The 23,238-nt window shown below is 42.9% G+C and carries 30 protein-coding genes; 24 read left to right on the forward strand and 6 right to left on the reverse strand.

Annotation, left to right across the window (positions count from 1 at the left end; all coding sequences use genetic code 11):
- The 5 genes from D9K81_RS16620 to D9K81_RS16635 form a co-directional block, all read right to left on the reverse strand.
- Window positions 1-1,437: DDE-type integrase/transposase/recombinase (locus D9K81_RS16620; RefSeq protein WP_147433946.1), on the reverse strand; the 1,437-nt coding region annotated here is incomplete at its 3' end.
- Entirely contained in the window at window positions 1,437-2,333 is an 897-nt protein-coding gene (locus tag D9K81_RS16625) for a DUF3102 domain-containing protein (RefSeq protein WP_120375058.1), read from the reverse strand. The genes D9K81_RS16625 and D9K81_RS16620, both read right to left, overlap by 1 nt.
- A 13-nt stretch (window positions 2,334-2,346) precedes the next feature.
- Window positions 2,347-2,640, reverse strand: a complete 294-nt coding sequence (locus D9K81_RS16630) for a helix-turn-helix domain-containing protein (RefSeq protein ID WP_067669034.1) — start codon at window positions 2,638-2,640, stop codon at window positions 2,347-2,349.
- Entirely contained in the window at window positions 2,637-2,774 is a 138-nt protein-coding gene (locus D9K81_RS18495; protein WP_171406964.1) for a hypothetical protein, read from the reverse strand. Before D9K81_RS18495 ends, D9K81_RS16630 begins: the two co-directional genes overlap by 4 nt.
- Window positions 2,775-2,815: 41 nt before the next feature.
- Window positions 2,816-3,037, reverse strand: a complete 222-nt coding sequence (locus tag D9K81_RS16635; RefSeq protein WP_120375059.1) for a DNA-binding protein — start codon at window positions 3,035-3,037, stop codon at window positions 2,816-2,818.
- 125 nt (window positions 3,038-3,162) lie between these two features.
- On the opposite strand from D9K81_RS16635, the gene D9K81_RS16640 reads away from it, so the two are divergent.
- From D9K81_RS16640 to D9K81_RS16680, 9 genes are all read left to right on the forward strand, one after another.
- Window positions 3,163-3,807 (forward strand): S24 family peptidase, encoded by a 645-nt coding sequence (locus D9K81_RS16640; protein WP_228199834.1) that lies wholly within the window; start codon window positions 3,163-3,165, stop codon window positions 3,805-3,807.
- A gap of 15 nt (window positions 3,808-3,822) precedes the next feature.
- Entirely contained in the window at window positions 3,823-4,071 is a 249-nt protein-coding gene (locus D9K81_RS16645; protein ID WP_120375061.1) for a hypothetical protein, read from the forward strand.
- 40 nt (window positions 4,072-4,111) lie between these two features.
- Window positions 4,112-5,050 carry a hypothetical protein gene (locus D9K81_RS16650; RefSeq protein ID WP_120375062.1) on the forward strand — a complete coding sequence of 313 codons (939 nt, stop codon included), beginning with the start codon at window positions 4,112-4,114 and terminating at the stop codon, window positions 5,048-5,050.
- 75 nt (window positions 5,051-5,125) lie between these two features.
- Window positions 5,126-5,599: a M15 family metallopeptidase gene (locus D9K81_RS16655; RefSeq protein WP_228199835.1), complete on the forward strand. Its 474-nt coding sequence runs from the start codon at window positions 5,126-5,128 to the stop codon at window positions 5,597-5,599.
- 12 nt (window positions 5,600-5,611) lie between these two features.
- Complete coding sequence (locus D9K81_RS16660) at window positions 5,612-6,262, forward strand: DUF7940 domain-containing protein (protein WP_120375064.1); 651 nt, start codon at window positions 5,612-5,614, stop codon at window positions 6,260-6,262.
- Window positions 6,255-6,536: a DUF2730 family protein gene (locus D9K81_RS16665; RefSeq protein ID WP_120375065.1), complete on the forward strand. Its 282-nt coding sequence runs from the start codon at window positions 6,255-6,257 to the stop codon at window positions 6,534-6,536. Before D9K81_RS16660 ends, D9K81_RS16665 begins: the two co-directional genes overlap by 8 nt.
- A 6-nt stretch (window positions 6,537-6,542) precedes the next feature.
- A complete protein-coding gene (locus tag D9K81_RS16670) occupies window positions 6,543-6,836 on the forward strand; it encodes a VpaChn25_0724 family phage protein (RefSeq protein WP_120375066.1) in 294 nt (97 codons plus the stop codon).
- A gap of 7 nt (window positions 6,837-6,843) precedes the next feature.
- Entirely contained in the window at window positions 6,844-7,410 is a 567-nt protein-coding gene (locus D9K81_RS16675) for a phage protein Gp27 family protein (protein ID WP_120375067.1), read from the forward strand.
- Window positions 7,410-9,047 carry a hypothetical protein gene (locus tag D9K81_RS16680; RefSeq protein ID WP_120375068.1) on the forward strand — a complete coding sequence of 546 codons (1,638 nt, stop codon included), beginning with the start codon at window positions 7,410-7,412 and terminating at the stop codon, window positions 9,045-9,047. Before D9K81_RS16675 ends, D9K81_RS16680 begins: the two co-directional genes overlap by 1 nt.
- Here D9K81_RS16680 and D9K81_RS18605 read toward each other — a convergent pair.
- Window positions 9,044-9,796: a hypothetical protein gene (locus tag D9K81_RS18605; protein ID WP_207667522.1), complete on the reverse strand. Its 753-nt coding sequence runs from the start codon at window positions 9,794-9,796 to the stop codon at window positions 9,044-9,046. The two genes, D9K81_RS16680 and D9K81_RS18605, sit on opposite strands and share 4 nt — an antisense overlap.
- A gap of 179 nt (window positions 9,797-9,975) precedes the next feature.
- On the opposite strand from D9K81_RS18605, the gene D9K81_RS16690 reads away from it, so the two are divergent.
- The 15 genes from D9K81_RS16690 to D9K81_RS16760 form a co-directional block, all read left to right on the forward strand.
- Window positions 9,976-10,743 carry a DNA adenine methylase gene (locus D9K81_RS16690; RefSeq protein WP_120375069.1) on the forward strand — a complete coding sequence of 256 codons (768 nt, stop codon included), beginning with the start codon at window positions 9,976-9,978 and terminating at the stop codon, window positions 10,741-10,743.
- Window positions 10,744-10,960: 217 nt separating this feature from the next.
- A complete protein-coding gene (locus D9K81_RS16695) occupies window positions 10,961-12,598 on the forward strand; it encodes a DUF935 domain-containing protein (RefSeq protein ID WP_120375070.1) in 1,638 nt (545 codons plus the stop codon).
- A complete protein-coding gene (locus D9K81_RS16700; protein ID WP_120375071.1) occupies window positions 12,598-13,908 on the forward strand; it encodes a phage head morphogenesis protein in 1,311 nt (436 codons plus the stop codon). Before D9K81_RS16695 ends, D9K81_RS16700 begins: the two co-directional genes overlap by 1 nt.
- A 128-nt stretch (window positions 13,909-14,036) precedes the next feature.
- A complete protein-coding gene (locus D9K81_RS16705) occupies window positions 14,037-14,516 on the forward strand; it encodes a phage virion morphogenesis protein (RefSeq protein WP_120375072.1) in 480 nt (159 codons plus the stop codon).
- 62 nt (window positions 14,517-14,578) lie between these two features.
- Window positions 14,579-15,673, forward strand: a complete 1,095-nt coding sequence (locus D9K81_RS16710) for a phage protease (protein ID WP_120375073.1) — start codon at window positions 14,579-14,581, stop codon at window positions 15,671-15,673.
- Window positions 15,674-15,675: 2 nt separating this feature from the next.
- A complete protein-coding gene (locus D9K81_RS16715) occupies window positions 15,676-16,098 on the forward strand; it encodes a hypothetical protein (RefSeq protein WP_120375074.1) in 423 nt (140 codons plus the stop codon).
- Window positions 16,098-17,024: a Mu-like prophage major head subunit gpT family protein gene (locus D9K81_RS16720; protein ID WP_120375075.1), complete on the forward strand. Its 927-nt coding sequence runs from the start codon at window positions 16,098-16,100 to the stop codon at window positions 17,022-17,024. The genes D9K81_RS16715 and D9K81_RS16720 overlap by 1 nt, the downstream gene beginning before the upstream one ends.
- Window positions 17,025-17,042: 18 nt before the next feature.
- Window positions 17,043-17,471, forward strand: coding sequence for a gp436 family protein (locus tag D9K81_RS16725; protein WP_120375076.1), 429 nt, complete (start codon window positions 17,043-17,045; stop codon window positions 17,469-17,471).
- The gene (locus D9K81_RS16730) at window positions 17,471-18,073 is read left to right on the forward strand and encodes a phage protein Gp37 (protein WP_120375077.1); all 603 of its coding nucleotides are present in this window, start codon (window positions 17,471-17,473) and stop codon (window positions 18,071-18,073) included. The genes D9K81_RS16725 and D9K81_RS16730 overlap by 1 nt, the downstream gene beginning before the upstream one ends.
- 262 nt (window positions 18,074-18,335) lie before the next feature.
- Window positions 18,336-19,175, forward strand: coding sequence for a phage tail protein (locus D9K81_RS16740; RefSeq protein WP_120375100.1), 840 nt, complete (start codon window positions 18,336-18,338; stop codon window positions 19,173-19,175).
- A gap of 131 nt (window positions 19,176-19,306) precedes the next feature.
- Window positions 19,307-19,684 carry a hypothetical protein gene (locus D9K81_RS16745; RefSeq protein WP_120375078.1) on the forward strand — a complete coding sequence of 126 codons (378 nt, stop codon included), beginning with the start codon at window positions 19,307-19,309 and terminating at the stop codon, window positions 19,682-19,684.
- Between the two features lie 18 nt (window positions 19,685-19,702).
- Complete coding sequence (locus tag D9K81_RS16750; RefSeq protein WP_120375079.1) at window positions 19,703-20,008, forward strand: hypothetical protein; 306 nt, start codon at window positions 19,703-19,705, stop codon at window positions 20,006-20,008.
- A gap of 71 nt (window positions 20,009-20,079) precedes the next feature.
- Window positions 20,080-20,238, forward strand: coding sequence for a hypothetical protein (locus D9K81_RS18610; protein ID WP_207667523.1), 159 nt, complete (start codon window positions 20,080-20,082; stop codon window positions 20,236-20,238).
- 3 nt (window positions 20,239-20,241) lie between these two features.
- Complete coding sequence (locus D9K81_RS16755; RefSeq protein ID WP_120375080.1) at window positions 20,242-22,464, forward strand: phage tail tape measure protein; 2,223 nt, start codon at window positions 20,242-20,244, stop codon at window positions 22,462-22,464.
- A 71-nt stretch (window positions 22,465-22,535) separates the two neighbouring features.
- The coding region (locus D9K81_RS16760; protein ID WP_171406965.1) for a DNA circularization N-terminal domain-containing protein at window positions 22,536-23,238 on the forward strand (703 nt) is incomplete at its 3' end.

The raw sequence follows: 23,238 nt of genomic DNA on the forward strand, positions 1-23,238 counted from the left end.
GTGCTTTTTGGCAATCGCTTTGTCTGCCTGTTCCAATGTGTCTGCGTTGTAAGCTTTTTTGATGATGCGCTTGCGGTTTTCATCAATTGCGCTTTGTGGCATCGCTTTAACTTCTTCACCAATCACCGCAGCATCTGGTCTAAAGCCCACCCAATCCACTTGCAACGGGTCGCAGGTGTATGTCACTTCATTGCCATGCTCATCTATGCAAAGGACATCAATAGATGGTGCGCGGTAAGGATTCACCACTACTTTCAGTTTGGCTTTTGGATAAACACCGTCTATATGGCGAACGTCATAATCATTTGAACCATAACCTTTAATGGCATAGCTGACCGTTAAATTGGCAGCCACTGTACGCTCTACTGGTGTAGTGCTCAGCAACTCTTGGCAAAGCTCAAGCGGCGGAGCAATACGCAATTGAGCAGGTGAAATGCTTTGCCAAACTGCGTTGCGTGAACGTTTGGTACGGCTATGAATTTGGGTTTCATTCCACATCATTCGCCATTGCGCAGCGGTTTGGTTTAAATGCTCGATACTGTCAATTTTGATAAAGCGCAGACGACCTTCAAATTGGGTTTCGACAATATTCTGGGCATTTTCAACTTGACCTTTGGCCTGTGAATTGCCCGTTGCATGTGCAATAAAAGTCACATCTAAGCGTTCAAGCAGATTCTTAAAAAGCCCTGATGTGTTGGCGCAACCTTTATCTGTATAAAGAATGAAAGGCACACCATGCAGTGGTTCCTGCATTGAACGTTTTTGAACACAGTTCAAAAAGATTTCTGTCAAGTTTTCAGCGCTTTCACTGCCGTAAACGTATTCAACATAAATAGAACCGGAGAAATGGTCTGTGATGACGTAACGGATCACGCGGTCATTCTCGATTTTCTTCACATTGGCTGGCTTGTTTTTGTAGAACTTCTTCTCGTCCATGACTTGCATACCACCGCGAGGGAGATAGAACAAAACACAGATCGAAGCATCTACTTGCCAAACATGGTTCGGGTGCAATGACTTTTGCTGTGCATGCGCAGATGGGGTTGCCAGCTGCTTTGGATGGCACATATTATTTTTCATTACACGCGCAATGGTTGCTGCTGAAACGTTTGGCGCTTTGCCTTCCGCTTTCATGATGCTGAGCGCAGTGGTAATTGGCAGGGTTTGTTTGCCATTGGCACGTGTTGCCACATGCACCATGCCGCCAATCTGTTCTGCAACTTCGGCAGTCACTACTGACTTGCCTTTATCGCTGCGCTGTTTGCGTTCAGTTTTAAAGCCGACTGTTTCCAGATCACGGTAGAGCTGTGCTTTGCTGATCTGAAGATGTTCACAAGCCGTTTTTACAATTGAGCCTTTTTCGCCAAACCCAGCATTTGTGAGCTTTAGCGCGACATCGCGTAAATAATCCTGCACCGCTAAGTTTGGGGTTGTCATTATTCAGCCTCCGACTCATTAGCCACAGGCGCTACGCTCATCCAAGATGGGTTGACCATTGCTTGGAAGTCAATTTGAATGCCTAGTTCAACACTGGTCTGCGCAATTTGCTGGAACAGTGCAACCACATTAGCTTCAAGGCGGTCTTGAATGTCATACAGTTCATGTTCATTGATGGCATCGACAATTGAGTTGATGCTGTTGGTGAAGCGAACTGTATCGTTATGCATTGTGAGGCATGCTTTGTTCATTTCTTCTAAAGCTTTTTCGGCCAAACGCTGAGGCTCAGATTCAGCGCGTTTTTGAATTTCTGCAGGGCTATTCAGCTTGGTGAGCTTTTCATCCAGCTCATTGGCTTTTTGGTCTTTTTTCTGAATAATTTGGTCTTTGGCTTTGATGTCTTGGTCTTTGGACTCAAGTGCATTTTTTGCATCACGCAAAGCTTGTTTTAGCTCGCGCACAGACATGGTTTCAATGGTGTCTAAAGACACATCGCCAATACTGCCACCAGCATCAATGATTTCAATATCGTCATCATCTAGAACCATAAGCTCTAGAAGTTTTGTACCATTTCCTGATTTGCTCAAAAGCGACATCGATGTCGTTTTTGAAAATTTAAGAACTACAGACATAAAACGTTGAGCAGTTCTTTTGCTGATACCAAGCATTTCAATGCGCTTAGAAAACTCACCATGTGGAGTCATTTCTTTCATGATAAGCAAACGCTTACCGAGTTCCATAACGGCTTCCACTGAGCGTTGCTGGTAGAAACGGATCTCATCTTCTAAAGCGCCAACTGTTAATGCACCTTGATAACCTAGCTGCGCAGCTAGCACGCCAAGTTTTTGTGAATGCTCAGAAAATGCAATTTCTGTAGTTTGCTGTTCTAAGTCCATAATGAACCCCTAATTAAAAAGTGACGCTGGTGCGCTGTTCGTATTCGGCCATACGTGCTTTGGCCCGTTCCATTTCGCTGTCGTGTGCCTTTGCCATCTGCACCAGCGCAGTGCCCAAGGTGTAAAGATCGTTTTCATCTTTCTTTACCAAGCCTTCTGCTAACAGGGTTTGCAGTGCTCTGTGTGTTTGAGCTGGCGATTCACCCAGTTTTTTTGATAACTCTTGATTGGTAACACCTTGAAGGCTGTGACCACGTAAGGCCTTAAGCACTTTTAAAACTTTTTCAGCAGACTTCACTGTGCTCATTTACGTACCTCAGTCCCTGTGTAAGTGGAAAGTTCTTGGCGCAAAATTTCGTTATCGTTTTCTGCGAAGTACCAGCCTGAAAAACCTAAAAAAGTTAAAAACATAAAAATCACTGCAAAATATTCGTTTTTCATTGCTCTTGCTCCATGTGCAAATATGTGCAAATATGTGCAAATTATTGAACAGGTGGTGTATCGTCTGATTCGTCTTTTGGTTTGGCTTTAAGACCGAGTAAAACAGCAATTTTATGACCTTTGCCTCTTTTACATTTCGCCTGACCGTTCAATACCTTATAAACATCTTGGGGTTCAAAACCGTTGCTAGCTGCCCATTCAGCAAATGTTTTGCCCTCTGAATCGAATTGCTTTCTAAGTTCATCGGGAGTTGTAACCATCATTTTTTTGCAACCTCATGTGTGAATTAATTCGATTTAAGTTGAATCTTATGATTGCTCAATATATTGAGCATGTCAATGTTAAATGATCAATATTTTGATCTAAATTATGATTATTGGAGTGTATTTTGAGCAATTTTACAGAGCGTTTACGTTTTGAGATTGATCGTGTTGGAGTGAGTGAGTTAGCTCGCAAGACAGGATTTGCCAGAAATTCACTCTATAATTGGAGTGAAAAAGGCAATATTCCTTTAGATAAGCTATTTGTACTTTCACAATTCGGAATAGATATTAACTTTGTTCTCTATGATGAACGATTAGCTCAAAATAATGAGCAGGTTATAAATGATGAATTTGGCTTAATTCAAGTGCGTGCAGATGTTGAAGTTTCTGCAGGCGATGGAGCCGTTGCTGGAAATGAGGATAAAGCGAAATATTGTTTAGCTTTTCGCAAAGACTGGCTACAAAGTCGCGGCTTAAAAGAGAAAGATCTATACGTAGTGTTTGCTCGTGGCGACTCAATGGAACCTACAATTTCAGATGGAGACTCACTGTTAGTAAATACTGCAGAAAAAGATCCGCAGGATGGGCATATATATGTCATCCGAAGTTGTGAAATATTGTGGGTAAAACGCATTCAAAGGTTATTAGATGGGTCGTTGTTATTGATATCAGATAATAAAATTTACCCACCAATGCCATTAAAGCTTGATGAAGCAAGCGATGTTGAAATTATTGGAAAAGTTGTAAATTCGAGTAAAAATTTTTATTGATTTTTAGGGTGTGCTATGACTAAGAGCTTTAAGTGGACAATTGGAGTGATTGGGTTTTTTGTACTTTTTGTGATTATTTCTGCCTTTTATTCTATTAATCAAAAAGAGAGTAAAAAAATTAATAATCAAGTAGTAGACGAACAGCCCTTCGAAACTCAAAAGAAAGCTGATCAAGAAACTGAAAAAGTTTTAAAAGCTTTGGATAAAAATGAAGATAAGTGGTTTGATGAGAAATATGAAAAGATTAAATCATCAAATCATTAGCAATAAATTATAGCTACCAAGCTGATAAAGTGGGAATAGAATGAATCAGGTTACTTTTTTACAAAATCAATTTGTTAATATCCCCGCTTTACGGTTCTATGGGGAATTCTCTTCATCTCCATCTGGTGAATGGCATATTTGTTGGGCTGATAGTGATCTTGAATTTAATAGCGGACGTGGCGGTTGCCGTGAATCGGGTCGTGGTTTGTTTGTTCTGTATAATAAATTTAAAGAAGAGATTGTTTTAACAGGATGGTTGGAACGCCCACAACGAGCCAAAGTAATAGATACTGGAGTTTTCTGTATAGAAGACTGGAGATTTAGGGATCAGTTGCAATCAACGGTCTATGCCTTTTCATCTTCAGGTGAAATACTTATCAAAAAAACTTTCGAAGGGAATTTATTTAATAGTGATATATCATCAGATGGTCAATATTTAGTTTGTCAAACAGCAAATAATCAGAATTCTAGTGATGGTAATTTACTCACTTTCTTTGATATTTTTAAAAGGAAAGTTTTATTTTCAAGAAACCCAGTTACAGGATGGGCAAATCAATATATTTTTATGGAGAATGATTCAAGACTAGGTGTAGTCCATAAAGATGTTGGTACTTATTATTATGATATAAATGGTAATTTTCTTGATCATGATCGTTATAATGAAGAGCAATTAACTTGCAATAAATATGAAATCGTAATTTTTAGAGCGCAGGATTTATTAAAATCAACTGATCTAAATGAAGAATATGCTCATAAAATAATTGCTGCTATAAAGCACTCTATGGAAATTCTACAAAAACATGAACACCATTATTCATCTTGGGCTGCATTGGCATTTAAGATACAAGGTGGAGCTTATGAATTTTTAAAAAATAAGGCCTTGGCACTCCATAGCTTTGAAATGGCTTTAGAGCTAAACCCTAAGATTGGTGTAAAAAGAAAAGTTGAAAAGATTAGAAAAGAGCTGAGTTTAAATTAATCGGAAGCCTTTCCGCCTGATATAACAAATATAAAAGCAGCACCATGACCTCATCATTAGATGAGGTTTTTTGTTGTGTCAAATACCCCTAAAAAATTTGTACTTTCAAAGTTAAGTCTGGGCCGCCTTGAAGGCGTAAACCCTGACTTAGTCAAAGTTGTTAAACGAGCGATTGAAATCACCCAGCAAGACTTTCTTGTTGTTGAAGGTGTGCGCTCAGAAGAACAGTGCTATATCAACTACGGCAAAGGCCGTACAGCTGCACAATGCACAGTTAAAGGCGTACCCGCTTCATATGCTCAGCCCAAACTTGCCAAAGTGACATGGCTGAATAATCCACTCTCCAGCAAACACGTAACAGGTAAAGCAGTTGATTTAGTACCGTACCCAGTAGATTGGAATGACCTTTCTAAATTTGATCAGGTTGCGAAAGCAATGTTTGCTGCTGCTAAAGAATTAGGTGTGCCAATCCGCTGGGGTGCTGACTGGGATAATGACGGCAACTATCGTGAAAAAGGTGAATATGATTCACCGCATTTTGAACTTTAAGGAGGATATTGCATGCCTTCTAAAGTTAAAAACAACCTTGCCCAGTTAGCCAAAATTGAACGTTATATTGCTCGCTTTCAACTGCTCTCAAACATTCATGGACGCACTCTGACTGAGCATAACGACCAGTTGGATTTTACGTGGAAACAGGCTTTTGAAGCAGGCAGCGCTGAGGCTAAAGTAAGTCGTCAAGCTGCCGAAAATGCGGCAGTTGATGCGGAATACTCAACTAAAATCCAGCAACTGCGCCTACAGCTCTCTACCCGTGAAAGTGAGCTTGATCATGCGATTTTAGAAACGGCTGAAGCTAAACAAAAACTATTGGATCAGGCCAAGCGTCATCAACAGCGTGTGGATGAGCTAAAGGCTGAGATCGAGCAAAAGCCTGAGTTAATTGAGGCTACATTGGGGGTTACAACTTATTCAGGCCCGATTGTGGAAAATTGGCGTGATAGCTGGAAATGGATCAGCAACTGGTGCTTTGGCCTGATTGTCTTTTTTGCCACTACACCTATTCCCCCAGAAGTGTTGGCGGTACTGCCTGAAAACATCCGTTATTACGTAATTGCCTTTACAGCATTTTGTGGATTTGTTGGGCGGTATTTGAATCAAACCAAGCCGCTACCGCTGCCACCAATTCATATTGGGGATGCCGATGTTTGAAACCCTCAAACTCAACTTTTCAGAAGCCAATTGGATCGTGACAACGATCCTTGGCATCTATATCTGGTTCATCAATAAACAAAGCGCTTCAGCAAAAGAAATGCTCGATTTACGTATGCGTGTAGTTGAACTGGAAAATACTGTAAAAGACATGCCATCCAAAGTGGATGTTGAAAATTTGCGCGGTGAATTAAATTCACTCAACAAACAAATGGACAGTGTGCAGCACGGTGTTCGGCGTATTGAACAATGGCTAATTGATAATAAAAAGTGAGGAAACATGAGCTTTGAAAATCAGCTTAAAGAAGAAATGCGTTTGGTGCTGCTTCGTCTGTTGAATGAAATGCCTTCTTACCGCGGCAATAGTTCTACTTTGCATAGCGGATTGGATCGTTGGGGTTTGAGTTTTAGCCGTGATCAAGTCAAAACGGAACTGTACTGGCTGAAAGATCAAGGTTGTTTAAGCATTGAAATGGAAGACCCCGCTGTGCTTGTAGTGAAGCTTACTGAGCGCGGTCAGGACGTTGTAGAAAACCGCGCCCGTATCCATGGCATTAAACGTCCTTCGGCTTAGGTGATCTATGTCTAAATCCTTTATGCGCAAATTGACTGATGAACAGCGTCAATTCATCTATCGAATGATGGAAGAAGACCGTTTCACCCTGAATGAAATGATGGATGAAATCCGTGCAGAATTCCCTGCAGATTGCATTCCCAGCCGTTCAGCGCTTGGTCGTGAAAAAAAGAACTTCGCGGCTGAAGCAAAAGAGTTCCGTGAAATTGCTGCTGCATCAGAAGTTTTGGTTAAGGAGTTTGGCGAAGACCCTGACGATAAAGGCGGTATGTTGTTGGCTCAGGCAGTTCAAGCTGTAGTGACTAGACGTGCGCTGGATGAATTGACCAATGACGGTGAAGATCCAAACAAGCCTAAAATGGATATTGATGCTGTAGGTTCTTTAGCGCGTGCAGCACGCGCGGCCATTATGACCAAAGAAAAAGCCATGGAAAACCGTGCTGAAGTCCGCCGTCAAGCGCGTGAGGAATTGCTAAAAGAGCAGGATGAAAACCTGAAAAAAGCGGCTGCCTCACAAGGAATGGGTGAAGAGCAAATTCAATTCTGGCGTGAAAAAGTATTGGGTATTAAATAATGACTGCACCAAAACCTCGGCAAGATACTGTTCGGATTATCGACTGGGATGAACTTCCAGAACGTGCCCGCAATCTGCCTGATAATCTTAATCCGTTTGAAGAAGGTGTTTTGATGAAACACCAAGTTGAATGGCTGAAGATCAAGACAGATATCAAGGCATGCCCTAAAGGGCGTCGTACCGGTATTACCTTTGCTGAAAGTTTTGATGCAGTATTTACTGCCGCCGCAAGCAAAGAAGCTGGCGGTATGAGTGTTTATTATATCGGGGATACTAAAGAAAAAGGTCTGGAGTTTATTGGCTACTGCGCCAAGTTTTCCCGTGTGATTGCCGAAGCACAGGGACAGATTGTTCAGATAGAAGAATTTCTGTTTGAAGATCAAAATGAGAAAGGTGAAACACGTCAGATCACCGCCTACCGCATCCGCTATGCCAGCGGCTTTCAAATTGTTGCTTTGTCTAGCCGTCCAGAGAACATCCGCGGTCTGCAAGGTAAAGTTGTGATTGATGAGGCCGCATTCCACCCCAACGTGCAAGGTGTGATGGAAGCCGCTACAGCGCTTTTGATTTGGGGTGGCCGCATCTCTGTGATTAGTTCACATAACGGTAAAAACAATCCATTCAACCAATTCGTAAAAGATATTGAGAATGGTGTGTTTGGTGAAGATGCCGCTGTGCATGTGGTCACTTTTGATGATGCTGTTGCGAATGGTTTGTATGAGCGCGTGTGCTTTATGCAAGGCAAAGAAGCCACGCTTGAGGGTAAGAAGAAATGGTACACCAAAATCCGCAAAGCATACGGCAGCCGTAAAGCAGCCATGCGTGAAGAACTGGATGCTATTCCCCGCGACGGTTCTTCAGTATGTTTGCCTGCACTTTGGGTTGAGCGTGCTATGCCAGAAGTGCGAACAATCCTGCGTTTAACCTTGGGTGATGATTTTACTGAGCTGACACCCGATGAGCGTGACTCATATATTGATGACTGGATTCAGCGTTATTTAGAACCTGAACTACAAAAGCTGGATAAACGCAAACAACACTGTGCCGGGCAAGACTATGCACGTCACCGTGACTTCAGTTTTATTCTGCCGTTTTATATTGCACAAGATTTGCGCCGCATTGCGCCATTTGCCATTGAGATGCATAAAGTGCCATCTCGGTTACAGCAAAAAATTCTGTGGTACATGTTGGATCGGCTGCCGCGCTTTGGCGGTATTGCCATGGATGCCACTGGATCTGGTGAAACCATAGCTGAAAATACAGCGGAAAGATATGGTGAACATATGGTGCATCAAATCAAACTAAGCCGCGCATGGTATGGGCTTTGGACGCCTAAGCTAGTCACGGCTTTTGAAGAGGATATGATTGACTTGCCGCGGGATGAAAACTTAAAGAATGACTGCTCTGCAATTGAAGAAGTAGATGGCATTCACATGGTCACCAAAGCGCGCACCAAAGATATTAAAGACCCTGAGTTATACCGACATGGAGATGGTGCTGTTGCGATGATTTTAGGATGGTTTGCCAGCCTGCATCTATCCAGCTCGATAGAGTTTATCCCGCTTCCAACTGCAAGCGAGTTGGAAGTAAATCATGATGATTATGATGGGTGGTTTAGTGAAGTTGGGTGTATTTAACCTATAAAAGTATTATGCACCTTCTGCAAAATATGAGCACTTGGATCATCAAAACTTTCTTCAGTTGTTTGGATTTTTATTGTTTGTATTTGGGGAGTGTCATATGCGTCGGTATAATTTAACTGCAAAAAAAAGGTTAAATTAGTTGTTTTAAGTACTTCATTGGGATGTCTAGAATATAGGCTAACTATATTTAATGCATTTAGACCCTTATCTAATATTTCATAAGTCGTTCCATCCAATATGTAAACGGGAGAATCTTCTTCAAAACTGTAGCTAAACCAGAGAGACCTACATAAAGAACGACTATTTTTTAGTGTGAAACTAATATCTAAATGATAAATACTATTAGATTCCTCATCAGAGTATTGCTTTATCAGGACTTTTGAACCATGAATATGAAAAAATGGTTGGGCTTGAATTAGTTGAAATTTATTATTCTTATTTATTTGCTCAATTGTTAGATCTAATTCCTTTTTTGCTGTTGTAGCTAGTTCAGTTTGTTGTGACACACTATTTTTTAATTCTTCACCTTGTTGTTTATAACCTAGATACAAGAATAAAAAAGCTAATGGAGCAAAAACACCTGCTAAAAAATCCCCTAATTCATTCGATGCTAGGAGAACATTTTTACCACTACTATTCTTAAATGCTATTGTGTAAATAATAACGAATAAGAGATATAAAAATACGAACCAGAAAGGCCAAAGTTTATAGAATGGTTTTTTAAATTGATTTTGTTGTTCCATGGAAAGCCTTCCCCCTGATTAAAAGTATAAAAATTCTAATAATAGAACGAGGCGACGAATCTTGTTGGAGCAAGATTCGCCTCCCTTGGTATAGCACTACCGCAGGCAAAGCCTCGTTACCCTGATCAGAGTAACTGCAGGCTACCAAAAAATGAAATGCTTTTGCAGTAGGTGAAATCGTGAAAACCAAGCCAATTATTCCTTGGATGGGTGGTAAACGTCGACTGGTGTCGCAGCTGGCTAAAAAAATGCCAGAACATGAATGTTATGTAGAATTATTCGCTGGTGGCGCAGCGCTATTTTTTATGCGTGATCAGCAGTCTAAAGTTGAAGTCATTAACGACCTAAATGGTGAACTGGTCAATTTATATCGAGTCGTGCAGCATCATCTAGAAGAATTTGTACGGCAATTCAAATGGGCACTGGTGAGCCGCCAAATGTTTGATTGGCTCAAAAATGCCAATACAGATTTGATGACAGATATCCAGCGTGCAGCTCGTTTTTATTATCTGCAGCATACAGCTTTTGGCGCTAAATGCTCCGGACAGAATTTTGGAACAGCGACAACAGCACGTCCCGTCAATTTACTTCGCATTGAAGAGCAGCTTAGTGAAGCCCACTTAAGACTCTCTGGTGTGACCGTTGAGCATTTAAGCTGGGACGCGTGTTTAATGAAATATGACCGGCCTCATAGTTTTATGTATGCAGATCCGCCTTACTGGAAACTTGCTGGCTATGGTGTGGATTTTGGTTTGGATCAGTATGAAAAAATGGCAGAGCTGATGAAGACTTGTAAAAGTAAAGTGATGCTCTCGATTAATGACCACCACGATATGCGAAAAACCTTTGATGGTTTGAATATTGATACCGCAGAAATTAAATATACCGTGGGCAATTCTACGGCCAGTCGGAGCGTAAAACAGGAATTAATCATCACTAACTACTAAGCGTAGTGATTTATAGATTTATAAATCTTTATAAAAGCGTTTTTAGCGGTTTAATCAAGTTTCTGCATAAATGACCCGTGCGGAAGCTCAAAGCGCTTAAAACGCTTTTTACGCGCTCATAAAAAATATAAAAATAAATGGAAGTCTTTCCGCCTGATTCCTTCGCTTTAAATTGCCTACTGTGATGCAGAATCCACTTCCTATATTTGCATCCACCATGGCTAAAAAAGACCGCTCTTCAAAAAAACAAGACCGAACTGCACTCGAAACCTCACAGACCGCAGAAGTCGCTTGGCTGTCAAATCAATGGCAGGAACATCCTGTTGTGGGTATGACACCTTTGCGCATGCACCGTCTGCTGACCGATGCCGAACAAGGCAACCTGCAGGCGCAGGCGGATTTGTTTTGTGACATGGAAGAGCGTGATGGTCATATTTTTTCAGAAATGTCCAAGCGTAAGCAGGCTGTGAATGGCCTGCCTTGGGGAGTGAAGCCGCCTAAGAACGCCTCTGAGCAAGAAAAGAAAATTGCCGAAGAAGTCTATGAATGGCTGGATGACATTGAAGACTTTGAAATGTTCTTGTTTGAAGCCATGGATGCTGTGGGCCATGGCTACAGTGCACAGGAAATTAAATGGCATCAGCTTGGCAACCTATGGCTGCCAGAGAGCTTCCAGCATATTCAGCCACGCCTGATCATGACCCCGCATGAGCAGCCAAATGAATTGCGCCTGAATGATGGTTCGCTGGAAGGTGCTGAGTTTTGGCCTTTCGGCTGGTTTATCCATCGGCATAAAGCCAAGTCAGGCTATGTTTCACGTTCTGGTTTATTCCGCGTATTGGCGTGGCCGTTTCTATTTAAAAACTATGGTGTCAGAGACATTATGGAGTTTTTAGAAACCTACGGCTTACCCTCAAAACTAGGCAAATATCCTGCTGGTGCAACCGCTGAAGAAAAAATGACTTTGATGCGTGCAGTCATGAGTATTGGCCGTAATGCGGGCGGTATCATCCCGCAAGGCATGTCGATTGATTTTAATGATGCCACCGATGGCGACACTAATAACCATATGAACTTGGTGAAATGGTGTGAGCAAACCCAATCTAAGATTATTGTGGGCGGGACTTTGCTCTCTCAAGCAGATGGTAAAACCAGCACCAATGCGCAAAGTAAAACCCATGAAAATCAATTTGAAGTCATTGTTAAATCAGACTCTAAGCAGCTGGCACGGTCAATCAATGACAGTCTAGTCTCTGCAATGATGCAGATTAATTATCCGAATATTACGCCTGACCGTTACCCGAAATTTTGGTTCGATACTTCGGATACCGAAGACCTAGAGAGCTTTAGTAAGTCTTTGGGTGAGCTAGTCGATACTGGTATGCAGATTCCTTTGGCATGGGCGCATGAGCGTGCGGGCATTCCAATGCCTGCGGATGATCAAGAGCCTATTCTTGCCCGTGTGCAGCCTGCCCAAGTGGCAGCAAACAGTTTTCAGTATGCGGGCTATCCTGTGATGAATTTAGCTGCACTGAATCAAAATACACCAACTGCAATGCACCCTGCAGAGGCTGCCGCAATTCGTGGACAAGCTTTGCTGGATCAGCAAATGCAGTACAGCCTCAGCAATAAGCATTTGCAGTCACAGTCTGAAAGTTTTTTACCTGATTTGATTGCACAGCTCAGCCGTGGTGAAAATATTGAAGCAGCGCTAACCATGCTTTCAGAGATTTCTCCAGATAAAGATTTAGACGCATTGCAGAATGATTTAGAACAGATGATTTTTGCCAGCTCAGTCCTGGGCAAATTATCTGCTCATGAAAGCCGTAAAGCGGCACAGTCTGAGGATGAGTAATGGATCAGCCAACGATGCAGGCTGTATTCGGTCAGCCGCCGCGTAAAGCCATTGAGTATCTTCAGCAGAAAAAAGTCATGCCCTCCGAAGACTGGTGGCAAGTGCAAGGCAATGCACATAATCAGGCTTTTGTGGTTGCACACATGACTCGGCTAGATCTGCTTGAGGATGTGCGCAAGTCACTGCTGGATGCGCAAAAAAATGGCTGGGATTTAAAGCGCTGGTCACAAGAAATTGAACCCAAAATGAAGCAGCGCGGCTGGTGGGGAAAACAGGAAAAATTAACTGAAGATGGTCAGCGAGAAGTTCAGCTTGGCAATCCATACCGTTTAAAAACCATTTACCAAACAAATATGGCACAAGCTTATGAAGCTGGCCGTCAGTCTGTGATATGGGATGACAATCCGCTTTTTCCATACGTGCAATACAGCGCTATTTTAGACAATCATACTCGGCCTGCACACCGCGCCCTGCATGGCATTGTCATGCGCAAGTCTGACCCGGCTTGGCAATACATCAAGCCAAAGAACGGCTACAAGTGCCGTTGCACCTCTTATGAGATGATGGAAATTGACATCAAAAATCAGAACATCAAAGTCCGCAGCAGTGATGGCTATCTCAAACTGTATGACGTTGATGTCAGTCATGGCGGTGTAGCTCAAATTGCACGGATTGAATTTCCAGACTTGCCTGTGTTCTCTACAGATGCAGGTTGGACGGGTTCCCCAAGTACTTTAGTTACCCAAAAACTGCTGGACAAAGCGGTAGTTGCTGAACCGTCTATTGCATCCAAGCTAGTTGGTAAAACACTGCAAAATAATGAGGTGGTTCAGCAGCTGAATGAAGACGTCAAAGCATGGATTCAAAGTGTTGATCCCCTGAAGCCTAAAGGTGAAATGCGCAACGTAGGTGTAATTGATGCCTTCTTTTTGGAAACACTGAAGAAGAAAAAGCGGGTTGAATTGGCAAGTGCGGCAATCACCGTGCATGACAAAGGCACCATTAGTCATATTGCCAAAGAACGCAAACTGCATGACCCAGCATGGTTTGAAAATATTGTCAGCCATTTAAGTGGCAAGCACGACCTATACTGGGATGTACGGCATAACGCGGCATTGCTGGTTTTTGATATAGAAGTTAAAGGCGTGGTTTACAAGCTGGTGCTGCAGCTCAATCAAAGTATTAAAGGTAAAGATGAAGCTGGCAATAAGCAAAAGATTGTGGGGAATTTGATTCGGACGATTGTGGTCGAACAGGAAGTTAATTTGAAGAACAGCAAAGACTATGAGTTTCTTGTGAGTAAGAAATAAAAAATGCGCTTTTGCTGGTTCGGGACTCGAACCCGAATATGCCGTTTCCGGCTGGCTTCCCATAGCCTACTTCAACAAAAGCGCACTTTATACAAAGATTTTAGTTTAATAATTATGCAGGTGCAAGTATGAGCTTTATGCAGATTGCTGATGAAAATGTACGTCAGACATTGTTTGATGCTGCGGCACACATGAGTGATACAACACCGCTGGCAGCCAGTCTAGAGCGTGTTTTAGTCAGTCAGACTTTACAGAACTTTCATGCCAATGGACGGCCAGCATGGGCGGGACTTTCACCAGTGACACTAGAGATTTACCGCAAGCGCGGCATTACACCGCAAGGCATATTGCAGCGCTCTCCGGGTGGATTGCGCGACAGTGTTCAAGGTGACCATGATCAAACCTCTGCAACGGTAGGCGCTGGATCTGGGCAAAGTAAAGACTATGCTGCCATTCACCAATGGGGTGGTTTTGCGGGTCGCAATCGGAAAGTACATATTAAGCCACGTCCATATTTGCCGATGGACAGCCAAGGCTTTTTACAGCCTGAAGCTGAAGATGCCGTTGAATACACTGCAAGTTATTTTCTACAGCAAGCTTTTAAATAATAAAAAATAATCGGAAGTCTTTCCGCCTGATCTTTTTCTTGCGCCAGCTTTAATCTGACTGCATGAAAAAGACCTTATTAGCAGCCGCGTGCTCATTTGCCCTTGAGGCAGCCCAGCCTGAATATCTTGTGCTTATTCCCGAAGGAATATTTCACGGTATTGATGGACGTCCATTTGATGCTCCGCACTGGAATTTAACTCCAGAACGCGGTGAGCAGATTGTTGCGGCTTTAAACCAGCGCAGCATTGATATGGTGATTGACTATGAACACGCGACACTAGAAGCACAAAAGACTGGTGAACCCGCACCAGCGGCTGGCTGGCTAAAGTCAGGCGGTTTTCAGTATATTGAAGGAGTTGGCGTATGTAGCGCAAAATTTGAATGGACTGATAAAGCGGCTGGATTTATCGGTTCTAGAGAATATAAATACCTATCCCCAGTCTTTCTATATAACAAAGCCGGTGAAGTTCAGCATCTTCTGCATGTAGCGCTCACCAACACCCCAAATTTAGATCAATTGCCCGAAGCTCGTTTGGCTGCCGCGGCACAGGATTTTTTTGCCCAAAATTCACAACAACAGGATTCCACAATGGAAGAGTTATTAGAACGCTTGCGCTGGATGTTGAATCTGCCTATCTCAGCAACGGCTGAGGACATTATTGCAGAACTCAATAAGCTTACTGCGCAGATTCAAGAAGCTACCGGCACGACTGTCGCAGCCAATGGTCAGAACCTATTTGATGCAATTGCAGCAGCTGGTCAATTGAAAGTTGCTGCAAACAGCCAATCAGCCCCTGATCCAACCCAGTTTGTCCCGATGGCTGTGTATCAAGAAGCAATTGCTCAGGCATCTAAAGCTTCAAATGATGCTCAAACAAAAGAACTGAATGATCTGTTTGAAGCTGCATGTGCGGATGGTCGACTTACTGGTACTGCAACAATTGCATATTACAAAGGTCAGATCGAAACAAATCCTGCTTTTGTGAAAGCTCAGATTGAAAGTTTGCCAAAAATTGCTGCGCTGACGCAGCAGCAAACAAGTCAGGTCAACTTGGCTGAAAATCATCAGCAAACACCAGCTGTTGATGATGTTCAAAACGAAGTCTTTGGCTTGCTTGGTGTAAGCAAAGAAGACGCTGAAAAATATGGAGCCTAAACATGCCCGGATCTAATACTTCAATTAAAACAGAATACCGTGACGGAATTTTAATTCCTGTTGCTCTCGCTGCTGCCACAGTCGTATTGATGGGTACTTTTGCTGTCGTTGGCGCAGATGGCTATGCCGTGGCGTCTGCGAATGTCGGTGCTGCAGATCAAACCTGTATCGGAATCTGGGAAGATGATGCAGAAAACTTGGGTGCTGCAGGTGCTGCTCATGGCGTGGTACGCCGCAATAAACAATTCTTGGTTGCAAATTCAGCAACAGACCCTGTTACCCAAGTAGATATGGGGCAGCTGGTTTATATCCAAGATAACCAAACTATTGCAAAAACAGATAACTCAGGCGTGCTGCCAGTTGCTGGCGCATTCATGGGATTTGACCTTGAAAACCCATTGTATGTTTGGGTGGAGATCGTTTAATGAAATTTACAGCAGAAAATGCAAAGCAAGTCCTTACGCACTTATTCACTGGATTTAAAACGACTTTCAATAAGTCTTTTACTGAAACAGAAGTGACTTGGGATAAAGTCGCAACAAAAGTTACTTCAACCAATGCTGCAGAAAATTATGCTTGGCTGGGCAAGTTTCCTAAATTGCGTGAATGGATTGGCGATAAAGTCGTAAAGCGTCTTGAGGGCCATGGCTATACCGTTAAAAACCGTTCTTTTGAATCTACTGTGGCCGTGCATAAACATGAAATTCAAGACAATGAATTACTTGGCCTGCCAGTGATCTTCTCTTCAATGGGTGAAGAATCTAAGAGCTTCCCTCAAGATTTAGTCTTTGAAGCACTTACATCAGGCTTTAAAAATAAATGTTATGACGGCAAGCCATTCTATTCTGCAGACCACCCTGTAGGCGATAAAGAAAAAAGTAAATTCTCGAACAAATTTGACAAAAAATTGTCTTGGGCGAGTTTAGCGGATGCTGAAGCTGGGTATGGTGCTGCGCGTTCTTCAATGTCGGGGCTAAAAGATGAAAATGGGCGCAGCCTCAAAATTAAGCCGAACTTGCTTGTTGTGCCGCCTGCGCTTGAAACTACAGCCAAAGCGTTGATGACTGCTGCCAAGTTTGCAGATGGCTCAGAAAATATCTTCAAAGGAACGGCTGAAGTGTTGGTAGAAGCTGGTTTAGCGACTGATACTGAATGGCATCTGCTTGCAACGACTAAAGCGATCAAACCAATTATTTATCAGGAACGTCAGACTGCAGAGTTATTGGCTCAAACCGATATTAACTCTGATGACGTATTCATGCGCGGTGAATATAAATTCGGTGTTGAAGCGCGTGGTGAAGCAGGCTACGGATTGCCTCATCTAGCTGCAGGTTCAACAGGTACAACCTGATAGGTAAAGGTAATTGATATGTACGCAACGGTAGAAGCAATGCAGCGAAAATTTGGTGAACGTGAGCTGATTCAGCTCACTGATACTGAAGCGCCTTATTTAGATGCAATCAATATGGATAAGCTGAATGCTGCAATGCAGGAAGCCAACAGCGAAATTGATGCGTATGTAGGCAGCCGCTATGCTCTGCCGTTGCAGATCATTCCGCCATTTTTAATTGAGATCGGCTGCAACTTAGCACGTTATTACGCAGTTACAGGTGACTTATCCGAAAATGATCCAGTCAAAAATCGTTATGAATCATCGATTAAAACCTTAACCAAAATTTCTAAGGGTGAGCTGGTCTTGGGCGGCTCCCCAGTTGGTGAGTCAAAGCCGGTGCAAACCTCATCAAACAACGTGATGTTTGCCGTGGGCCGCCGAGATTTTGGCAATGGAGGCTGGTGATGCTGGATTTATCGATTATTGAGCAAGCCATTAAAGATGTGATGGCACAGCAAATTCAGGACAAAAAATGGCCATGGATTCGTGAGGTCAAAACCTATGGCGGTGAGTTTGATGATGATATTTCGGCAATTATTAAAGCTTTCCCTGCAATTTGGGTGACTTTTGACGGCAGTAAAACGCCTGAAAAAACTAGCGCCAATAAAACCAAAATGCCGATTACCTTTGTAGTGCTGGTGGGCAACCGCTCTGTACGCAATGAAGAATCACAGCGCCATGGTGCTGGCCGTGATATCGGCACATTTCAAATGCTGCATCATGTGCAGCAGCTGCTCACTGGCAATGATCTTTCCAGCCAAGGCGTAAAAGGCTTAGCGCCTTTGGAGCTGGGCCGAGTCAAAACCATTTTTAATACCTCAACCCGCGGTCAGTCACTCAATGTATTGGCGCAAGAATTTAGTACCTCTTATACCATCACTGCTTCAGATCGCATCCGTGAGGAGGCTGAAGAAGAAGCATGGTTAGAACGTATCAATATTAATTACCACTTTGACCCTAAAGATTACGGCTTTATAGAGTCTGATCTGGTCAAGCTGAAGGAATAATTTTATGTCTATTCAAGCAGGCATTCGTACACCCGGTATGTATACCAAAGTCAACATCAATACCCAGCGTACAGGCTTGCCTGCGAATACGCATAAAGTATTGTTTATCACCGCTGATGATAAAGTCATGGATCAGCCTGTAACGATTTATGATGAGTCAGATGCAATTGAAAAAATCGGTACTGACAGTATTGTTGGCCGCATGATTAAAGCTGCAGTGAAAACCAACCGTCTTGTCGATGTACAAGCCATTACCTTGGCAATGAATACAACAGATCCGCAGGCGCCTGTGCCAGATGTGGATGACACTACAGAAATTATCGCCCCGTTAGGTCATACCATTCTTGCTTTAGATAAAACACCAGCTGTTGGCGATGAAACTGAAGCGTGGATTGACCATTTGAATTTTGTCAGTGATGCGATTGAACAGCGTCCAGCAATTTTGGTTGTGCCGTTTTCTGATATTGAAGCAGCAACGACCTTTGCAGCTCAAGCACCAGTGGAAACCAGTTACCGTGTCGTTGCTGTGTGTTATCACGGGGCATCAGGTCAAGAAGCTGAGATTAGTGCGGCTATGGCAGCAGCTTTGGCAGACTCTAGTGACCCGGCATTACCTTTTAACGGTGTAAATCTGGAAGGTGTTGATGCTGTTGAAGATAAATACAAGCTGACCTTTGAGCGCCAAGAAGCAGCCATGCGCGCAGGTGTTTGTATTATTGCAACTGGTGCAGATGGCAAGCCTGAAATTGTGCGTGCTATCTCTACTTTTCGCAAAAACCCCGACTCAGGCATGGCGGATGACATCATGCTCGACATCAATGGTGCGCTCACCATTGACTATGTGCGCCTTGTGATGCGTACTGCGGCGTCAAAAGAACGTCGCCGCAAAAATACTGGCCCAGCACGCCGCAACTTGCGTTCAGTGTTTATGGCTGAAGCTAAAAAACTAGAAACTGCTGAAATTCTAGAAAATGTCACTGCCACAGCGGATCAGCTGATTGTGACTCAAGACAGTGACGATAAAACCCGTGCCAATGCTGAGATTCCATCGCACTGGGTGCGCGGTATGCATGTGATTGACACGACTTTAAACGTGTATTAAGGATCATTAAATTGGTCAAATAAAAAAAGCTCACTTCGGTGGGCTTTTTTTAATTAAATGGAAGTCCTTCCGCCTGATATCTGCACTAAGAATAAGAAAAAATAGGCCAACATTAATTTGAGGCTATACAAATGGCTGAAGAAACAGTTGGTTTTATTATTGCAAGTGTGAATGGTGATGACTATGACTGCGCATCACTGACTTCAACAAAAACAACAGGCCGCCGCCCTGTAGCCACTATGAACCGTACAGGTGAGGTTAAACATACAGCCAAAGGTATTCGCACCTATGCCATTACTGTTGCCGTGGTGATTCCCGATGGCAAAGATGAAGTAGATTGGCTGGAAGTTGAAGATGTGCGTTTAAGCCTTGAATCTGAGTCAGGCAATTTCCGTGAAACTTATACTGGCTTCAATGTGCAGACGATCAGCGATTCTTATGATGTTGCTGGTGAAACACGCCGAAACCTTGAAGGCTTTGCACTTAGCTACATTTCTGAAAATCTATAACCAATAAGGAAAAACACCATGTTTCAAGTTGAAGGTACACTGCCTGTCGCGCTGAAGGCGCTAGATGGTCAAACGGAAATTAAGAGTAAAAAAATTGTTATGCGCCAGATGACTGCAATTGAATATATGCAGTCCCAAGCTGACACTGAAGCAGGTCAATATATTGGTATTGCTGATTTGGCTGCAATGACCAAGCTAGTTGATGAAGATGGCAAAGAGCATGCCATTACTTATGACATGCTGGGCAATTCATCCCGCTCTAACCTTGATTATCTGAATGAAAAGCTGGCTGAGCTGAAAGCAAAGGAAGCAGCCGCAGAGTAAATGAAGGAGCGCGGTTAATCTGCGCTCTTTTAACTGTGGGCATTCCTTTTGAAGCGATTGAAAGAATGCCCATGGATACTGCAATCGCCATACTCACCGATGAGCGGCCAAACAATACTCATTCGAAAAACCCTAGAAAATCACGCGCCAGCAATACCCCGACAAGCAGTACAAATACTGGCACGACTTATGTAGCAACCAAGCGCAAGCACTCCAAACCAAAGGCCTAAGCTATGAGCAAAAATTCCGTAGTTTCATTAACGCTTCAGTTAAAAGGACAGCAAGCCAGTGCTGAGCTTAAGCGTATAGCTGCGGATCAGCTCACTGCTGTTAAAAAAATAAATACTGAACAGCAGAAACTTGCGCCCCTTCAAGCTGGGCAGATTAATAATGCTAAAAAGTTCAGTGATGAACTGCGTAAGCAAGGCCAAGCCTTTACAGCTCAAAAGCGTGAAGCGCTTGCTGTAGACACTGCCCGCAAACTGGGCATTCGGACTGAACAGCAGATTAATGCTGAGATTAAGAAAACCCACAATAGCTATGCTCAGCTGAGTATTTTACAGCGACAAGGTGTTGTAACTGCAAAAGATATGGAGCGTGCTTATGCTGCAATGAAATCGCGTGTTGCAGCATTAAATGGAGAATTGGGTAAAACAGTACAAACAGAAAAGCAGATTCAGCAAATTCAAAAGACTGGCGGTTCTGTTGGCATAAGTACTTTGCAGCGTGGTAGTGCTGTGGCTGGTGCAGTTGCAGGTGGATATTATGCAATTAAAAATGTGACAGCACCACCTCTTGAGCGTGGCCGTAATTTTGCATCAAGTATTTTTGACGCTACAGCATCTGTAACTGGTGGCTTTGAGGGCATGACTAAAGATCAAGCTAAAGCAGCGAATCAACAGTTAATGAACTATGCAAAAGACGCTGTTCGACAAGGTCATGGCACTGTTGAAGGAGTATCAGAGGCAGCACAAATTCTTAGTGCTTCAGGGAATTACGATACAATTGCTGATCTTCAGAAGCCTCTTATTGCCATTGCTAGATCATCTTTTGCATCGGGTGCTTCTGAAGCTGATATGGCTAGACTTGCAGGGCAAGCAAAGCAGTTTGGTGTTGCGCCAAATCGAACTCAGGCCGCACTGGATAGAATGATGGGGTCTGGTATTGCTGGAGGTTTTGAACTTCGTGATATGGCTCAGTTTTTACCAGCATTATTAGGCACTGCAAAACGTGCTGGTTTTTCAGGTGAACAAGGGCTTAATGCTGTAACTACTCATTTGCAGCTCGCACGTAAATACACAGGGACACCGGGAGAAGCGGCAACGAATATTGAAGACCTCTATGGGTTGACTGGGCAAAAACACTTTAAAGATGCCATTGCTAAAAATGTAATAGTAGAAGCTGGAGACCCTACTCGTGCAGGTAAAAAGAAAGGCTCAAGAGAATTTGATCTAACACAGTATCTGGTAAAAGAACAATTAAAAGGCGTAGATACTACAACTTCTATAGCAAATCTAATGAATCGCCAGCTATCAAAAAATAGTGAATACAATAGCTTAACTTCAAAACTCAGTCAGGCCATCAAAAATAAAGATGAAGCCCAAGCTGAAAGCTTAAAAAAAGCTATTGAATTGGTTATATCTGGTGAGTTTGGTGACATTTTCCATAATAAACAATCGTTGTCAGGGATTTCAGCAATTGTGACTGGAATGAAAAATGGAGATTATCAAGACGTCTATAAACAGTCATGGAATGCGGAAGGCTCAGTAGATTGGATTTCTGATGTTAAAGGTGATAACGAGTTTGCTCAAGCTGCTGCACTTCAACAAGAAACCATTCTTGCACAGATTAAAATTTACGAATCTGTAAATGAAAAATTAGGCGGATTTGAGTCTGGTTTAGTTTCAGTTATGCAAAGTAATCAGGGGCTTACTGCTGCAACTTTGGCTGCTACAGGTGCTTTAACTGCTTTAGCTGGAGTTGCTGGCGGTGCTGCTATTGGTGGCGTTTTTGGAGGAGGTAAAGGTGCTTTGGGTAAAATCGGGGGTATTGCTACAGGCGCAACACGCTTTGGCGGAGCTGGTTTAGCAGTCGCAGGCGCTGGGGCAGTTGGCTATGGTGCAGGTTCTCTTATAAGTGATCATTTAGTCGAAGGTACTGCTTTTGGTGACTTCTTAGGTGAAAGTATTGCTAAAACCCTTGCAGCATTTGGTAATGATGATGCAAAAGCCGCTGTGGAAGCTCAAGCGAAATATGAGCAAATGATTGCTGAACAACAGACTACGAATCAATACACCAGAGAATTAAATGCAAATATCAAAACATTGATTAATGTCACCCAGCAAAATAAACCCATCCCATTCAGTGCTAGTGGGTTGATCGGAGACATTTCAAACCATGCAGCTACTGAAGAAAAACGACACGGCTTTAATTTATTGTCATTCGGGCAAAAATAAAAGGAAGCCTTTCCGCCTGATATGAAACTTGTAGATTTCTAATAATGACCTCCTCGAATGGAGGTTTTTTTATGGCTTGGGCGACAGAACTACAGGATGCAAGTTTCCGCGGTGTGCAATTTGAATGCACCTCGACCAACGATGCTGTGTCTAAATCCCTTGCTGTAAAACAAGCTCCATACTCCAACGATGCTGAGATTGAAGACGTTGGCAACAATCCGCGTAATATTTCTCTTAATGCTGTTTATGCTGGCGATGACTATAAGACTTGGCTTGATGCGCTTGAAGCTGCGCTTTTAGAAACCGGTGCTGGTGAACTGATCCACCCGATCTACGGCATCATGCAAGTAAATGTTGTGGATTATTCAGTTGATCACAATGCTGAAAACGTTGATTCCTGCACCATTTTAATCAAATTCATTCAGGCCAAAGACAAAAAGCGCGAGCTGTTTGTTCCTGTTGCTGTACCCGATGAAATTTACACTGAAGACATTATTGAAGCACCTGCATCCGCTTTAGAGCAGTACTTAAAAAAGCTTCAGGTACTCGATCAAAACCAATTCTTTGATGCTGTGAATAATATCAGTAATGGCATTAATACCTTCCGTGATGGTCTGAATCTAGCAAAAACCGCAATTGAAAATATTTTGTCACCCGCTGACTTTATTGTTGGTCTTGTGGATGATGTTAGCCGCCTAGTCACTTTTGATACCAATATTTCTGCACTGTCTAAATGGCGTGATTTAGCCCACCGCGTACAGCGTTTTGAAAAGT

This window comes from Acinetobacter chengduensis (genome assembly GCF_003664645.1).
GTDB classification, from domain to species: Bacteria; Pseudomonadota; Gammaproteobacteria; order Pseudomonadales; family Moraxellaceae; genus Acinetobacter; species Acinetobacter chengduensis.

What these genes read in the sequence shown, in the direction of transcription:
- D9K81_RS16670 (WP_120375066.1), top strand. Translation starts at nt 6,543, where the DNA reads ATGAGCTTTGAAAATCAGCTTAAAGAAGAAATGCGTTTGGTGCTGCTT.
- D9K81_RS16675 (WP_120375067.1), top strand. Translation starts at nt 6,844, where the DNA reads ATGTCTAAATCCTTTATGCGCAAATTGACTGATGAACAGCGTCAATTC.
- D9K81_RS16650 (WP_120375062.1), top strand. Translation starts at nt 4,112, where the DNA reads ATGAATCAGGTTACTTTTTTACAAAATCAATTTGTTAATATCCCCGCT.
- D9K81_RS16705 (WP_120375072.1), top strand. Translation starts at nt 14,037, where the DNA reads ATGAGCTTTATGCAGATTGCTGATGAAAATGTACGTCAGACATTGTTT.
- D9K81_RS18610 (WP_207667523.1), top strand. Translation starts at nt 20,080, where the DNA reads ATGGATACTGCAATCGCCATACTCACCGATGAGCGGCCAAACAATACT.
- D9K81_RS16710 (WP_120375073.1), top strand. Translation starts at nt 14,579, where the DNA reads ATGAAAAAGACCTTATTAGCAGCCGCGTGCTCATTTGCCCTTGAGGCA.
- D9K81_RS16700 (WP_120375071.1), top strand. Translation starts at nt 12,598, where the DNA reads ATGGATCAGCCAACGATGCAGGCTGTATTCGGTCAGCCGCCGCGTAAA.
- D9K81_RS16755 (WP_120375080.1), top strand. Translation starts at nt 20,242, where the DNA reads ATGAGCAAAAATTCCGTAGTTTCATTAACGCTTCAGTTAAAAGGACAG.
- D9K81_RS16750 (WP_120375079.1), top strand. Translation starts at nt 19,703, where the DNA reads ATGTTTCAAGTTGAAGGTACACTGCCTGTCGCGCTGAAGGCGCTAGAT.
- D9K81_RS16630 (WP_067669034.1), bottom strand. Translation starts at nt 2,640, where the DNA reads ATGAGCACAGTGAAGTCTGCTGAAAAAGTTTTAAAAGTGCTTAAGGCC.
- D9K81_RS16745 (WP_120375078.1), top strand. Translation starts at nt 19,307, where the DNA reads ATGGCTGAAGAAACAGTTGGTTTTATTATTGCAAGTGTGAATGGTGAT.
- D9K81_RS16720 (WP_120375075.1), top strand. Translation starts at nt 16,098, where the DNA reads ATGAAATTTACAGCAGAAAATGCAAAGCAAGTCCTTACGCACTTATTC.
- D9K81_RS18495 (WP_171406964.1), bottom strand. Translation starts at nt 2,774, where the DNA reads ATGAAAAACGAATATTTTGCAGTGATTTTTATGTTTTTAACTTTTTTA.
- D9K81_RS16645 (WP_120375061.1), top strand. Translation starts at nt 3,823, where the DNA reads ATGACTAAGAGCTTTAAGTGGACAATTGGAGTGATTGGGTTTTTTGTA.
- D9K81_RS16660 (WP_120375064.1), top strand. Translation starts at nt 5,612, where the DNA reads ATGCCTTCTAAAGTTAAAAACAACCTTGCCCAGTTAGCCAAAATTGAA.
- D9K81_RS16665 (WP_120375065.1), top strand. Translation starts at nt 6,255, where the DNA reads ATGTTTGAAACCCTCAAACTCAACTTTTCAGAAGCCAATTGGATCGTG.
- D9K81_RS16635 (WP_120375059.1), bottom strand. Translation starts at nt 3,037, where the DNA reads ATGATGGTTACAACTCCCGATGAACTTAGAAAGCAATTCGATTCAGAG.
- D9K81_RS16715 (WP_120375074.1), top strand. Translation starts at nt 15,676, where the DNA reads ATGCCCGGATCTAATACTTCAATTAAAACAGAATACCGTGACGGAATT.
- D9K81_RS16740 (WP_120375100.1), top strand. Translation starts at nt 18,336, where the DNA reads ATGAATACAACAGATCCGCAGGCGCCTGTGCCAGATGTGGATGACACT.
- D9K81_RS16725 (WP_120375076.1), top strand. Translation starts at nt 17,043, where the DNA reads ATGTACGCAACGGTAGAAGCAATGCAGCGAAAATTTGGTGAACGTGAG.
- D9K81_RS16730 (WP_120375077.1), top strand. Translation starts at nt 17,471, where the DNA reads ATGCTGGATTTATCGATTATTGAGCAAGCCATTAAAGATGTGATGGCA.
- D9K81_RS16625 (WP_120375058.1), bottom strand. Translation starts at nt 2,333, where the DNA reads ATGGACTTAGAACAGCAAACTACAGAAATTGCATTTTCTGAGCATTCA.
- D9K81_RS16680 (WP_120375068.1), top strand. Translation starts at nt 7,410, where the DNA reads ATGACTGCACCAAAACCTCGGCAAGATACTGTTCGGATTATCGACTGG.
- D9K81_RS16695 (WP_120375070.1), top strand. Translation starts at nt 10,961, where the DNA reads ATGGCTAAAAAAGACCGCTCTTCAAAAAAACAAGACCGAACTGCACTC.
- D9K81_RS18605 (WP_207667522.1), bottom strand. Translation starts at nt 9,796, where the DNA reads ATGGAACAACAAAATCAATTTAAAAAACCATTCTATAAACTTTGGCCT.